Annotated in this window: 9 protein-coding genes; 7 read left to right on the top strand and 2 right to left on the bottom strand. The window is 70.8% G+C overall.

The genetic code is table 11. The features are described from left to right. Positions 1 to 3: 3 nt before the first annotated feature. Positions 4 to 375, top strand: coding sequence for a 2-polyprenylphenol hydroxylase (locus FXF60_RS04320; protein ID WP_202879557.1), 372 nt, complete (start codon positions 4 to 6; stop codon positions 373 to 375). On the opposite strand, the gene FXF60_RS04315 is transcribed toward FXF60_RS04320, so the two are convergent. Both FXF60_RS04315 and FXF60_RS04310 read right to left on the bottom strand, forming a co-directional pair. After that, the gene (locus FXF60_RS04315) at positions 323 to 2,332 is read right to left on the bottom strand and encodes a DUF305 domain-containing protein (RefSeq protein ID WP_151524045.1); all 2,010 of its coding nucleotides are present in this window, start codon (positions 2,330 to 2,332) and stop codon (positions 323 to 325) included. The two genes, FXF60_RS04320 and FXF60_RS04315, sit on opposite strands and share 53 nt — an antisense overlap. A gap of 114 nt (positions 2,333 to 2,446) precedes the next feature. Beyond that, positions 2,447 to 3,454, bottom strand: a complete 1,008-nt coding sequence (locus FXF60_RS04310) for a LacI family DNA-binding transcriptional regulator (protein ID WP_151524044.1) — start codon at positions 3,452 to 3,454, stop codon at positions 2,447 to 2,449. Between the two features lie 131 nt (positions 3,455 to 3,585). Between FXF60_RS04310 and FXF60_RS04305 the strand changes: the two genes are divergently transcribed. Genes FXF60_RS04305 through FXF60_RS04280 form a run of 6 tightly spaced genes read left to right on the top strand, consistent with a single transcriptional unit; the run spans position 3,586 to position 11,936 of the window. Continuing rightward, positions 3,586 to 4,944, top strand: coding sequence for an ABC transporter substrate-binding protein (locus tag FXF60_RS04305; protein WP_151524043.1), 1,359 nt, complete (start codon positions 3,586 to 3,588; stop codon positions 4,942 to 4,944). Positions 4,945 to 4,948: 4 nt separating this feature from the next. Beyond that, entirely contained in the window at positions 4,949 to 5,917 is a 969-nt protein-coding gene (locus FXF60_RS04300; RefSeq protein ID WP_151524042.1) for a carbohydrate ABC transporter permease, read from the top strand. Beyond that, positions 5,914 to 6,741, top strand: coding sequence for a carbohydrate ABC transporter permease (locus FXF60_RS04295; RefSeq protein ID WP_151524041.1), 828 nt, complete (start codon positions 5,914 to 5,916; stop codon positions 6,739 to 6,741). Before FXF60_RS04300 ends, FXF60_RS04295 begins: the two co-directional genes overlap by 4 nt. A gap of 25 nt (positions 6,742 to 6,766) precedes the next feature. Next, on the top strand, positions 6,767 to 9,031 hold the full coding sequence (locus tag FXF60_RS04290) for a glycoside hydrolase family 43 protein (RefSeq protein WP_151524040.1): 2,265 nt from the start codon (positions 6,767 to 6,769) through the stop codon (positions 9,029 to 9,031). Continuing rightward, positions 9,028 to 10,080: a glycoside hydrolase family 43 protein gene (locus FXF60_RS04285; protein ID WP_151524039.1), complete on the top strand. Its 1,053-nt coding sequence runs from the start codon at positions 9,028 to 9,030 to the stop codon at positions 10,078 to 10,080. The genes FXF60_RS04290 and FXF60_RS04285 overlap by 4 nt, the downstream gene beginning before the upstream one ends. 2 nt (positions 10,081 to 10,082) lie before the next feature. Next, entirely contained in the window at positions 10,083 to 11,936 is a 1,854-nt protein-coding gene (locus FXF60_RS04280; RefSeq protein WP_238335699.1) for a glycoside hydrolase family 2 protein, read from the top strand. The last annotated feature ends 4 nt before the right edge of the window (positions 11,937 to 11,940 follow it).

Raw genomic sequence — 11,940 nt, 5'->3', positions numbered from 1 at the left:
CCCGTGACGGGGGTCGAGGTGCCCGAGGAGGACGAGCGCTGGCTGGTCGTGCGGGGGCGACGCTGGCGCAGGCAGGATCCGGACCTGCCCGACGACGTCGCGCGACGTCTGCGCTCCCACCTGGGGCGCGGGCGCGCTGCGGTGCGGTCGCGACGCCGGGAGGGCCAGGATCCCAGCCCGGCCCGGCGCCGCGTGGACCTGGCCAAGCACGGCCTGGGGGAGCGCGGCACACCCTGGTGGGAGCAGGACGCCGACCAGCGCAGGGTCCGGTGGCAGGAGGCCCTGGCGGCCCTGGACGAGCTGGACCGCCAGGGCGAGTCGGTCAGACCGCCTCGCGCAGCTCCTCCATCTGGTGGATCTGGGCCTGCTGGGTGACGATCAGGTCCGAGGCGAACTGCCGGACGAAGAAGTCCGAGCCGTTGATGCTCACGTCCACGGCCATGTCCACCGCACCCTCGTGGTGGGGGATCATCAGGTCCAGGAAGAGCGCGTCGAAGTCGGCTCCGTCCGAGGCGCGCAGGGCGCGCATCTCCTGCCTGGTCGCCATGCCCATCATCTCGACCATCTCGGGGTCGCCGAGCATCTCGCGGTAGGCCTTCTTCTCGTTCGTCACCGGGAGGCCGTTGCGGGCCTGCCAGCCCTGCATGGCGTCGATCTCCAGGCCCTGCTCGACCAGGATCCGGGCGGCGAGCGCCTTGACCTGCGGGTCGTCCGCCCGCGACGGGGCCATCCTGCTCATGAGGACCGCCTGGTGGTGGTGCGGGGCCATCATGTGCATGAACATCTCGTCGGCGTCGTTCACCACGGCCGTGGTCATGGACCCGCCCTGGGCGGTCATCCGGTCCGCCTGACCGGCGCTGAGTGACCGGGTGCTCTCGCCGGGTGCCCCCGGGACGATGACCGGGGCGCTGTCGGTGTCGCCCTGGGCCGTCATGGTCGGCATCCGGCCGCGGGAGCGGCCCTCGGCGTACTGGTACTGCGTCTGCGCGTTGAGCACGTCGAAGCTCACCCGACGGTCACCCTTGGTGCCGTTGATCCGCAGCACGTCCAGGCCCTGCTCGATGTCGCTGGAGTAGATGTGGCCGTTGTAGTAGTAGGCCGACCACGACCCGCCGACGGTGAGGAACTCGTCGGAGAGCGCGCCGCGGTCGAAGTAGCCGATCTCCTCCGGCTCCGAGGAGTTGGTGAAGTCGAAGACCGAGACGCCGCCCTGGTACCACGCCTGCACCATCACGTCGCCGCCCTTGACCGGGACGAGCGAGCCGTTGTGGGCCACGCAGTTCTCGTTGTCGGTCTGGTGCCTCGGGATCTTGTAGTAGCTGCGGAACATCAGGTCGCGCGAGCTCCCGGCACCGGCGATGTCGAAGATCGCGTTCGCGCCGCGGTTCGGCCCGACCTCCTCGTTGCACGTGGCCGCGCCACCGCCACCGAGCTCGTCGGTGAAGACGACCTTGGTGCCGTGGTTGTTGAAGGTCGCCGAGTGCCAGAAGGCGAAGTTGGGGTCCTGCACCCGGTCGATGACCTGCGGGTCCACCGGGTCGCCGATGTCCATGAGGATGCCGTTGCCCATGCAGGCGCCGGCCGCCAGCTCACGCTCGGGGGCCACCGTGATGTCGTGGCAGCCGCTGGTGTTCGCCGCACCGCCGCCCGGGAAGAGCACGGGCTCGGCGACCACCTCGGCGGCGCCGGGGTCGTCCAGCGGGACCTCGACGATCGAGATGCTGTCGTGCGGTGGCTGGCAGTTCGGGAAGGCGTCGTTGGGCCCGTAGGACGAGACGTAGAGGTAGGCGTTCTCGCCGGCCGGGTCAGGCACGTAGGTGTGCGTGTGCGAACCGCACTCGGTGGGGATGGCGGTGACGTAGTCGGGGTTGCGCAGGTTGCTGATGTCGAAGACCCGCATCCCCTCCCAGCCGTCCGGGTCGCCGCTGCCCGTCGGCTCGCTGGCGCAGGAGTCGCTGGTGCGGGCGTAGTCCACCGAGAAGAACAGCAGGGATCCGTCCTCGGTGATGGAGATGTCGCCCTGTCCGCCGGGGCAGAGGACCTGGCTGACGATCTGCGGGTTCCGCGGCCGGGAGATGTCCCAGATCGTGAAGCCGTCGTAGTTGCCCTGGAAGGCGTAGTCGCCCCAGAAGGCGATGTCGGAGTTGAAGCTGGCGTCCAGCGGGGAGCGCTTCGGCGTGTTGTCCAGGTGGCGCATGTTGCCGCTCATCTGGATGTCGTCCGGATCGGCCTGGACCGTGCCGGGCACCATGGCGACCGCCATGACGAGGGCGAGGAGCGCCGCGGCCCATCCGCGCAGCTGTCGACGAGTGGATCCTGCAGGACGCTTCATGATGCCAACCCCCGTTGGTTCGACGAGTTCGATAGCGACCCCCTCGACGCTAGTCCTCGGGGTCGGCGGTGAACAGCGTCTTGACCTGATCTTGGACAGACCTTGGGGACACCTTTACCCGGCGTTCGACGACTCGCGGACGGTGAGCCGCCACGGGACGACCGGGTGCTCGGGCGGAGCGGTGGAGCCGTGGATCCGGGCGACGAGCAGGTCGAGGACGGCGGCGGTGAGCGCTCCGAGGTCGGGCGACACCGTGGTGAGCGAGGGCGTGTGGAAACGGCCCTCGGTGTTGTCGTCGAATCCTCCGACCGCGACCTCCTGCGGCACCCGCACCCCCGCCTCGTGGCACGCCCGCAGGGCGCCCACGGCCATCAGGTCGTTGAACGCGAAGACCGCGTCCGGGCGGCGCTCCGGCGGGAGGGCCAGCAGCTGCTGCATGCCGCGGTAGCCCTCCTCGCGGCCGAAGCCGTCGACGGTCACCACCCGCTCGTCCGGCAGGTCCAGGCCGGCGTCGTGGACCGCGGCGGTGAACCCCTCGAGGCGCACCGACGCCGTGCCGACCCGGGTCTGCCGGCCGATGACCGCCAGCCGGCGGCACCCCCGGTCCACGAAGTGCTCGCCCATCGCCCGGGAGGCGGCGACGGAGTCCACGGCCACGTGGTCGAACTGCGTGGGGGTCCGGCGCTCGCCGAGCAGGACGAGAGGTATGTCGTCGGTCCGCGCCGCGATCTCCTCCGCCGTGACGACGAGCGGGCTGAAGATGACGCCGTCCACCATGTGGGCGCGCATCCCGGACAGCACGAGCCGCTCCTGGGCCGGGTCGGCCCCGGTGATGTCGAGCAGCAGCAGGAAGCCGCGCCGGGTGGCCTCGTCCGAGAGCCGGGCGGCGAGCTCGGCGAAGTAGGGGGAGTCCAGCTCCGGCACGGCCAGCGTGATGAACCCGCCGCGGCCGTGCTTGAGCTGGCGCGCCGCGAGGTTCGGGCGGTAGCCCAGCTCGGTGAGGCTCGCCTGGACCCGGGCGCGCATCGTGGGGCTGACGTGAGGGTGGTCGTTGACCACGTTGGAGACGGTCTTGACCGAGACGCCGGCGTGCTGCGCGACGTCCTTGAGTCTGACCGGCATGCGACACATCGTAGGGCACGACACGGTCGGGGAAACGCCGGTGCCACGCCCTTTACAACGGTGAACCGACGCGGCATACTCAGCCCCAACCGCTGTTGGTTATCCGTTGTAAACCAGGACAAGGACGTCTCATGACCCAGCCGAACGCGCACCGTTCCCCCTTCACCCGCCGCAGCTTCCTGTCGCTCGCCGCGGCCGGCGGCATGACCGCGACCCTGGCCGCGTGCGGCAGCGGCAGCTCGCCGCGCGACGCCGGTGGGGGCGAGCCCGCGGCCGCGACCGGCGACGGGGGTGCCGGCGGCTACGACGGGCCGGAGGTCGACCTGAAATTCTGGAACGGCTTCACCGGCGGCGACGGCCCGACGATGAAGGCCCTGGTCGACCAGTTCAACTCCGAGCACGCCAACATCGCGGTCACCATGACGACGATGCAGTGGGCGGACTACTACTCCAAGCTGCCGACCGCCGTCACCTCCGGCAACGGGCCCGACGTGGGGATCATGCACGTCGACTCGGTCGCCACCAACGCCGCCCGCAACGTCATCCAGCCGCTGGACGACGTCGCGACCGCCCTCGAGCTGGCCGAGGGCGACTTCGCCCCCGTCCCGTGGCAGGCCGGCATCTACGACGGCAAGCGGTTCGCGATCCCGCTGGACGTCCACCCGCTCGGCTTCTACTACAACAAGGACGTCATGGAGAGCGCCGGGCTGGACCCGGAGGCCCCGCCGACCGACGCCGCGTCCTACATGGACGCGCTGGAGAGCCTCAAGAGCGCCGGCGTGGAGGGCCACTGGGCCAGTCCCTTCCCGTTCACCGGCGGGCTCTCGCTGCAGAGCCTGATCTACCAGTTCGGCGGGAGCCTGTTCAACGAGGACGGCACCTCCGTCACCTGGGGTGAGGACCCGGCGGTGCAGGCCCTCACCTGGTGGGTGGACCTCATCAACGAGGGGTACTCGCCGGCCAAGGTCGACCAGGACGCGGACTACATCGCGCTGAAGAACGGCAAGTCGGCCTTCAACTGGAACGGCATCTGGCAGATCAACGACCTCAAGCAGACCGACATCGGCTGGGGCGTGGCGCCGCTGCCGAACATCGGCGGCTCCGCGGCGGCGTGGGCCGGCTCGCACCAGTTCGTGCTCCCAGTGCAGAAGTCGGCGGACGAGAACAAGGCGCAGGCGTCCCGCGTCTTCCTCAACTGGATCAGCGAGCAGTCCCAGTCCTGGGCCGAGGCGGGCCAGGTGCCGGCGCGCAACAGCGCCCGCGAGTCCGAGGAGTTCACCGCGTTGGAGGAGCAGTCGGCGCTGGCCGCGCAGATCGACGTGCTGCGCTTCCCGCCGACCGTGCCGGGTATCGCCGACTCGATGAGCGAGTTCGACAAGGCCCTCAACGCGGCCACGCTGGGCGGCACCGACCCCGCCACGGCGCTCGCGGACTCCGCCGGCCGGGCGCAGAAGATCCTGGACGACAACGCGAAGAAGTACGGCGGCTGAGTCGATGCCGCGTGGTGCCCCACGAGGGGCGGACCGGCGCACCGGTTCGCCCCTCGTGCCCTACCTCTTCCTGGCGCCCTACCTGGTGCTGTTCGTCACCTTCGTCGCCGTGCCGGCCGTCTTCGGCCTGTGGATCAGCCTGCACGACTGGGACTACATGCTGGACTCCCAGATCTTCGTCGGCCTGGGGAACTACGCCGACCTGTTCGACTCCACGTCGGTGATCTATCCCGACTTCTGGAACGGGATGCAGAACACGCTGATCTTCACCCTCGCCAGCGTCCCCTTCCTCGTCGTGCTGCCCCTGCTGCTGGCCATGCTGCTGCACCAGAAGTTCCCTGGCCGGACGTTCTTCCGGGCGATGTTCTTCGCCCCCTACGTCCTCGGGGTGGCGGTCATCGGCCTGATGTGGCGCTACCTGCTGGACGCCAACTTCGGTCTGGTGAACTCAGCTCTCGGCACCGAGATCGCGTGGACCACCTCGCAGCCGTGGGCCTGGGTCGGCCTGGTGGCGGTCACGGTCTGGTGGACCATGGGGTTCAACGCCATCATCTACCTCGCCGGCCTGGGGGACATCCCGGTGGAGCACTACGAGGCGGCCTCGCTGGACGGCGCCAACTGGTGGCAGAAGTTCGTCTACGTCACGCTCCCGGGCCTGCGGCCGGTGCTCGTCTTCATCGTCGTCATCACCGTCCTGGCCAGCGCCAACATGCTCGGCCAGTCCTACATCATCACCCAGGGCGGGCCCACCCAGTCGACCCAGACGGCCATCATGGTCATCACCGAGCTGGGCCTGTCCCGCTTCCAGATGGGCGCGGCGGCGGCCGAGAGCTATCTGCTGGCGCTCTTCCTCGCCGTGGTCTCGATCCTCAACTTCTGGCTGATGCGCGACCGGGACGCCGCGGCCCAGCGCCGACTGGTGCGCGACCAGCGCCGGACGGTGCGGGAGCAGCCCGAGGTGGTGGCGCGATGAACCGGGCCGCCCGCAACCCCTTCCTGTGGCTGCTGCTGCTCCTGCTGTCCGTGGTCTTCCTCGGCCCGCTGGTCGTCATGACCCTGACGTCGTTCAAGACGACCGGGGAGTCGCAGGCGGTGCCCCCGACGATCTGGCCGGGGGAGTGGACCAGCCGGGCCTACGACGTGCTCCTGTCCAGCCCGGACAACCCGGTGCTGCGCTGGTTCGCCAACTCGATGATCGCCGCGACGGCGCACGCGCTGCTGGTCGTCCTGGTCGCCTCGATGGCCGGGTATGCCTTCGCCCGGATGGAGTTCAAGGGCAAAGGGGCACTCTTCGCCGTGGTGCTCTCGACCATGTTCGTCCCGGGCTTCATCTTCCTCATGCCGAACTTCCTCATCCTGGACAGCTTCGGCTGGCTGGACACGCTGCTCGCGATCGTCGTGCCGGGGGCCGCCGGGGCGTTCGGGGTGTTCTTCATGCGGCAGTTCTTCCTCTCCCTGCCGAAGGAGTACGAGGAGAGCGCGCGGATCGACGGGGCCGGGCCGTTCACGACGTTCTTCCGGGTCGTGCTGCCCAACGCGATGCCGGCCATGGTGACCCTGCTGGTGCTGAGCTTCCTGACGAACTGGAACGACTTCGTCTGGCCGCTCTACGTGCTGTTCAACGACACCAGCCTGACCCTGCCGATCGGTCTGACCAAGCTCCAGGGGGCCTACACCATCGACTACCCGATCATCATGGCCGGCGCCGTCATCGCCTCGCTGCCGGTCCTGCTGCTGTATGCCTTCGTCCAGCGCTACGTCATCGACGGCGTCGCGAGCTCGGGCGTCAAGGGCTGACCCCACCACCCACGAGGAGAACCCGATGTCCGCTCGAGCCCGCCGTCCCCTGCTCGCCGCCGTCTCCGCGCTCGCCGTGGGAGCGGCGCTGATGACTCCCGGGCTGGCCCTCGCCGAGCCCGGGGCCGGAGCGGAGCCGACGTATACCAACGCGGTGTCCGACTCCTTCGCCGACACCTATGCCGACCCGGCGGTGATCCAGGCCAAGGACGGGTGGTGGTACGCCTACGCCACCGCGGACCCGCTCCGTGCCGGGGACGAGCCGGGGATCGGGCACATCGCCCGGACCAAGGACTGGTCCACGTGGGAGTACGTCGGCACCATCTTCGACGAGACCAACCGGCCGGGCTGGGCGGAGGAGTCCGCCGGGCTGTGGGCCCCGGACATCCGCTACGTCGACGGGCAGTACGTCCTCTACTTCACCGTCACCGACACCACGCTCAACGAGGGTCAGGACTCGGCGATCGGCGTGGCGACCTCGCCGGACCCGGCCGGGCCATGGGTGCCGACGGACGAGCCGATCGTGGCGCCCCGGCCCAGCGGCGACGGCCGGTGGTACTGGACCATCGACCCGGCCGGCTTCACCAGCACCGACGGGCGGCAGTGGCTCTACTTCGGCAACTACTTCGGTGGCGTGCACGCGGTGGAGCTCAGCGCCGACGGGCTGACCTCGATCAGCGATCTCACCCAGGTCGGCAGCTTCGACCGGTACGAGGCGCCCTACGTCGTGGAGCACGACGGCTGGTACTACCTCATGGGGTCCTCGGCGAACTGCTGCGCCGGGCCCGCCACCGGGTACTCCGTCTTCGCCGGGCGGTCCCGCGACCCGCGCGGGCCGTTCCTGGACGCCGACGGGCTGGACCTCAACGCCTCCGTGACCGGGGGCACCACCGTGCTGACGCAGAACGGCAACGACTGGATCGGTGCCGGGCACCACGCGGTCATGACCGACGCCGCCGGCCAGGACTGGATCGTCTACCACGCCCTGGACAAGGACGAGCCCTGGTTGACCGATCCGTTCGGGATCAACCGCCGCCCGATGCTCATCGACCGGCTCGACTGGATCGACGGGTGGCCGGTGACCAACGCCGGCGCCGGACCCTCGGACGGGCCGATGCCGCTGCCGGTCACCGACTCGCTGCTCCCCGGCGACCCCGCCGACCCGACGGGTGCGTTCCCCGGGCTGGCGGCCGGCTCGGACGCGCAGGGGGGTGCGATCGGCGTGGTCGACGGCACGACGAGGAGCGCCACGGACGCGCCCCGCGACGCCGCCCGCCTCCGTCTGGACGTGCGGGCCGAGGACACCGTCACGGTGGTCCTGGGCGAGCACCCCAAGAGGGTCCGCGTCACCTACGACGGCTCCGCGGGGGAGCTGCGGACGGCCGTCCTCATGGGGCGCGGGAAGCCCAAGGGTGAGCAGGTGAGCAGCCTCCCGCGTGGCGCCGGCTGGCGCACCCTCGTCGTCGAGGCGGGCCGCCGCACGGTGACCGCGCAGGTCTCCGCCGACGACCTCGGCGACCCGATGGCCGTGGCGGGCAGCACCTTCCCGGGGTTCTCCCTGGCCGCCGCGCCGGTGGAGCTGACCGGCGAGGGGGCGCGCGTGGACAACGTCGGGCTCCAGCGCCCGGCCGAGCCGGTCACCGACGCGGCGCCCGTGCCGGAGCCGGGCGAGGTGCTCTTCACCGACACCTTCGACGGGACGGTGGACGACTCGTGGTCGTGGGTCCGCCCGCAGCAGGACGTGCAGGTCAGCGAGGGCGACCTGGTCTGGCCGCTGCGCTCGGTCGACCTCGTGGGCGAGGCGAACACCGGGGCGTTGCTGCTGCGCGACATGCCCGCGGGGGAGTGGATCGCCGAGACCGAGCTGACCCTCGACCTGGGTGAGACGACGGTCCGCAACTACCAGCAGGCCGGCCTCGTGGTGCACGAGAGCGACGACGACTTCGCCCGGCTGGGGACGGTCGCGATCTGGCCGACCCGGACCGTCGAGTACGGCCGCGAGCTGGCCGCCAGCACCGACCCGGCCGACGAGCGGACGATCTACGGCGGGGCGATCATCGGCGCCCCCGCACCGACGATGTCGATGCGGATCGCGCACTCGACGAACGAGGAGGGAGAGCACGTCTACCGTGCTGGCATCAGCCGCGACGGCGAGTCCTGGGTCTGGGGTGCGGCCTGGACCTTCCCCGCCGACGCCGAGCCGCGGCTCGGACTGTATGCCGGTGGCGGCGCCGAGCCGCCGACCGAGGCGCGCTTCCACGAGGTCACCGTCTACGAGACCGCGCCGTGACCGGTCGCCGGGCGGTCGGCATACCCCTGATCCTCCTCGCCCTCGCCGGGTGCGCCGGCGGGGGCGAGGTAGGCACCGCGAGCCAGTCACCCACCACCGAGAGCGAGGACGCCGCCGTGAGCTCCACCTCCGGGTTCACCAACCCGGTCTACCCCACCAACTTCCCCGACCCGCACATCCTGACCGATGGGCAGGGCGGCTACCTCGCGTTCGCGACGAACGGCAACGCGATGAACGTGCAGACCGCGACCAGCGAGGACATGGTGACCTGGCAGCAGGGCAGCGACGCCCTCCCGCAGCTGCCGGGCTGGTCGACGCCGGGCAAGGTCTGGGCACCGGAGACGATCGCCTGGTCCGACGGGACCTACCGGATGTACTACACGACCGCGCTCGCCGGCGAGGACCGCCAGTGCATCTCGGTCGCGGTCGCCGACACGCCGGAGGGTCCCTACGTCGACGAGTCGAGCGAGCCGCTGCTGTGCGAGATCGACGAGGGCGGGTCGATCGACACCAGCCCCTTCGTCGCCGCGGACGGCACCGCCTGGCTCTACTGGAAGAACGACGGCAACCACATCGGGGTCGACACCTTCCTGCGGGCCGCGAGGCTGTCCGAGGACGGCCTGAGCGTCGAGGGGGAGACCGTGGACGTGCTGCAGCAGGACCTGCCGTGGGAGGACATGCTGGTCGAGGGTCCCTCGATGTGGGAGCGCGACGGGGTGTTCCACCTGTTCTACTCCGGCAACGGCTTCTGGACCGACCGGTATGCCGTGGGGCACGCGACCTCGGACAGCCCGACCGGACCCTTCGTCAAGGACGAGGAGCCGGTGCTGGTGACCAATGACGTCGCCGCCGGGCCGGGGCACAACTCGCTGATCGAGGTCGGTGGGCAGCTCTGGATGGTCTACCACGCCTGGGTTCCCGGGGCGGTCGGCGACGAGGTGACCGGGCGGCAGATGTGGCTCTCCCGGGTCGACTTCACCGAGGACGGCGGCGTCGAGGTGGAGCAGCCGACGGTGGACCACCCGGTGGCGCCGGAGGCGGGGGAGTGAGCGTGGACGGCGGTCTGACCGAGGAGATTCCCAGGCCGGAGCATCCCCGCCCCCAGTTCGTGCGGCCGGACGGGCGGTGGCTCAGTCTCAACGGGGCGTGGGGCTTCGAGCGGGACCCGGGTGACTCGGGGCTCGAGCGGGGCCTGGTGCAGGCCGAGCTGTCCGGGTCGATCGTGGTGCCCTTCGCACCCGAGTCGGAGCTGTCCGGGATCGGCGACCCGGACTTCCACGAGGCGGTGTGGTACCGCCGCCGCGTCGAGCTGCCCCCGGACTGGCCGGAGGAGGACCGGGTGCTGCTGCACTGCCAGGCGATCGACCACGACGCGACGGTCTGGGTCGACGGCGTCGAGGTGGGGCGGCACCGCGGCGGGCACACCAGCTTCTCGCTGGACCTGACCGATGCCGTGGCCGGGCGACCGGCGGTGACGCTCGTCGTGCGCGCCCGTGACCCGCGGCACGAGCTGCTGCCGCGGGGCAAGCAGGCGACCTGGTTCCACGGCACCCACGCGCAGTACCCCCGGACCACCGGCATCTGGCAACCCGTGTGGCTGGAGTCGGTGCCCCGGGCCTACCTCGACCGGGCGCGGATCACCCCGGACGCCGCCGGTGCCTTCGACGTGGAGATCCCGGTGCGCCACGGCATACCGGGTCAGCGGGTGCGCGCCACCCTCGGCGACGACCGGGGCGAGATCACCGTCACCGAGTGCGCCGTCGGACGGCAGCTGGTGCCACGGGTGCGGCTGGAGGTGCCGCAGGACCGGCAGCGCTGGTGGGGGCCGGGTGACCCGCACCTCTACGACCTGCGGCTGGAGCTGCTGGACGAGGCAGGCACGACGCTGGACACCCTGGAGTCGTATGCCGGCCTGCGCACCATCGCGATCGACGGGCACCGGATCCTGCTCAACGGGGAGCCGGTCTTCCAGCGGCTGGTGCTGGACCAGGGCTACTGGCCGCAGTCGCTGATGACCGCGCCGAGCGAGGCCGCCCTGGTGGCGGACATCGAGCTGGGCCTGGCGGCCGGGTTCAACGGCGCCCGGATCCACCAGAAGATCGCCGAGGAGCGCTTCCTGCACCACTGCGACCGGCTGGGCTACCTGGTGTGGGGCGAGTTCCCCGACTGGGGCGTCTCGGGGCAGGGCGCCGCCGGGCAGAACCAGAAGCCGGGACCGACCTTCGTCGCGCAGTGGGTCGAGGCGGTCGAGCGCGACTACTCGCACCCGGCGATCGTCGGCTGGTGCCCCCTCAACGAGACGCACCAGTTCCTGCACGACCGGTTCACGGTGCTCGACGACGTGACCCTCGCGATGTACTGGGCGACCAAGGGCATCGACCGGACGCGGCCGGTCATCGACGCCTCGGGCTACAGCCACCGGGTGCCGACGACCGACGTGTGGGACAGCCACGACTACACCCAGGACCCGGAGCGGTTCGCCGCCCACATGGCCGGGCTCGCGGACGGCAGACCGCACGAGAACACCGGGTCCAACACCGGCGCCTGCGTCGACGGGGCGCCGGGCTACTCGCTGCCGTATGCCGGCCAGCCCTACTTCTGCAGCGAGTACGGCGGGATCTGGTGGGTGCCGGAGGCGCAGCGCTCCGAAGCCGACGCCGCTCACGACGCGGGCGAGTCGTGGGGCTACGGCGACCGGGTGCGGGACGAGGAGGAGTTCTACGCCCGTGCCGAGGGGCTGACCCGGGTGCTCGACCGGGACCCGATGATGTTCGGCTACTGCTACACCCAGCTCACCGACGTCTTCCAGGAGAAGAATGGCATCTACGGCTTCGACCGGAGCGAGAAGTTCGACATGGCGCGGATCCGCGGGGTCTTCGGGGGTGCCGCGGCCTACGAGGAGTGAGGCG

The organism is Serinicoccus kebangsaanensis (genome assembly GCF_008919445.1).
In the GTDB taxonomy this organism is placed as follows: Bacteria; Actinomycetota; Actinomycetes; order Actinomycetales; family Dermatophilaceae; genus Ornithinicoccus; species Ornithinicoccus kebangsaanensis.
Note: the sequence above shows the minus strand (reverse complement) of the source record. Positions and strands in the feature narration are given on the sequence as shown.